This is a genomic window from Actinosynnema sp. NPDC023658 (genome assembly GCF_040639995.1).
In the GTDB taxonomy this organism is placed as follows: Bacteria; Actinomycetota; Actinomycetes; order Mycobacteriales; family Pseudonocardiaceae; genus Actinosynnema.
The window spans coordinates 1-1,415 of record NZ_JBFAAX010001280.1 but is presented as its reverse complement, the minus strand read 5'-3'; the positions used below and the strand labels follow the sequence as shown (position 1 = coordinate 1,415).

Here is a 1,415-nt window from a genome sequence, read left to right as displayed (position 1 = left end):
GCGGGAGCTGATGGACCGGCTCGGCTACCGGCGGTACGGCGCGCAGGGCAGCGACTGGGGCACGAGCGTGACCACGAGCATGGGCCAGCAGGACGCCGGTGAGCTCGTGGGCATCCACGTCATGCCACCGATCGCGGCCCCGGACCCGGCCACGTTCGACGACCTCACCCCCGCCGAGGAGGCCGCGCTGGCCGACCTGCGGCACGCCGAGGCGCACGAGTCCGGGTACGCCGAGCAGATGACGACCAAGCCGCAGACGGTCGGGTACGCGCTGACCGACTCGCCGGCCGGGCTGTGCGCGTGGATCGTGGAGAAGTTCGCCTCCTGGACCGACAGCGGCGGCCGGCCCGAGACCGTCCTGACCCGCGACGAGATGCTCGACGACATCACCCTCTACTGGCTCACCCGCACCGCGACCTCCTCGGCGCGGCTGTACTGGGAGAGCTTCCGGGAGGTCGGTGAGTGGTTCTCCAGCGCCACGAGGGACACCGTGCCCGTGCCCACCGGCTGCTCGATCTTCCCCGGCGAGATGCCCCGACCGTCGCGGCGCTGGGCGGCCAACCGCTACCCCGACATCCGCTACTGGGGCGAGCCCGACCGGGGCGGCCACTTCGCCGCGTTCGAGCAGCCGCACCTGTTCGTCGACGAGCTGCGCAACTTCTTCCGGCTGGTGCGCTGAGCGGTGACCGGGCGAAAACCCGTGGTCGACGTCGGGGCGTCGCTGTACCGTGTCGCCGGACCGTGACCAGAGCCAGGGAGGTGAGACCCGTGCGCACCACCACCGACCCCATCGCGGGTGCTCCCCGGTTCCGTCACGGGACGTGCGACCGAATCGTCGCCGGGAGCTCCGCCTTCCTGTGAGAGGCACTCCCATGTCCGACCTGAACCCGGCCGACCTCCGCCTGGTCTCGCACACCACGTCCGACGGCGTCACCACGCGCGAACTCGTGCTCGGTGACGTGACCGCCGCCCTCTGGGAGCCCGAGGACGCCGCGCCCGGCACCCCGCTCGTGCTGCTCGGTCACGGCGGCGGGCAGCACCGGCACGACCGCGCGATGTCGGGCCGCGCCCGGCTGCTCACCGATGTCGGCTTCCGGGCCGTCGCGCTCGACGTCGACGGCCACGGCCCACGACCCCGCTCGCCGCGGGACGAGGAGGAGGTCGCCCTCCTGCGCGCGGCGATGAAGGCGGGCGAGCCCACCGGCCCCATCGCGGAGCGGTACAACGCCGACCTCGCCCGCCGCACCGTCCCCGAGTGGCGCGCGCTCCTGGCAGGGCTGCTCGCCGTGCCCGGGATCGGGGACGCGCCCGTCGGGTACTGGGGCATGACCCTGGGCACCGCGATCGGCGTGCCGCTCGTCGCGGGTGAACCGCTGGTCCGGGCGGCGGGCTTCGGCCTGTTCTGGCCGTCGACG

At 73.7% G+C, this 1,415-nt stretch carries 1 protein-coding gene and 1 pseudogene; both read left to right on the top strand.

Annotated elements, in window-relative coordinates:
• Window positions 1-679, top strand: a pseudogene (locus AB0G02_RS40270) (epoxide hydrolase); the annotation flags it as partial.
• A 193-nt stretch (window positions 680-872) separates the two neighbouring features.
• Window positions 873-1,415, top strand: a 543-nt coding sequence (locus AB0G02_RS40265) for an alpha/beta hydrolase (protein WP_360805827.1), incomplete at its 3' end; no start/stop codon positions are given.